Raw genomic sequence first — 270 nt, 5'->3', positions numbered from 1 at the left:
ACGGAGCCCGGTGGGGAGCGCCCACGCGTCCTCCCGCGTTACAACGACTGCCTGGAGCGCCAGCACGACGCCGGCTACGACCGACTGCTCCCGGGGCACCGTGACGTCATCACCGACCCGTCGGGCCGCATCCGGGAGATACTCGACGCACACGAGCAGCGCACGGACGACGTGCGCGAACTGCTCGACGGCCCGATGACCGCGGTCGACGTGATGGCGGGCCTGTTCGAGGACCTCCCCGTGACTGAGCAGTTCTCGGGGATGAGCGAG

General features: G+C 70.0%; 1 pseudogene. It reads left to right on the top strand.

The window, feature by feature from the left end:
• Window positions 1-270, top strand: a pseudogene (locus SM753_RS20635) (MBL fold metallo-hydrolase); the annotation flags it as partial.

It is taken from the genome of Halostella sp. PRR32, assembly GCF_034808085.1.
In the GTDB taxonomy this organism is placed as follows: domain Archaea; phylum Halobacteriota; class Halobacteria; order Halobacteriales; family Natronoarchaeaceae; genus Halostella; species Halostella pelagica.
The sequence above is the reverse complement of the archived record's forward strand: the minus strand, read 5'-3'. Positions and strand labels throughout refer to the sequence as shown.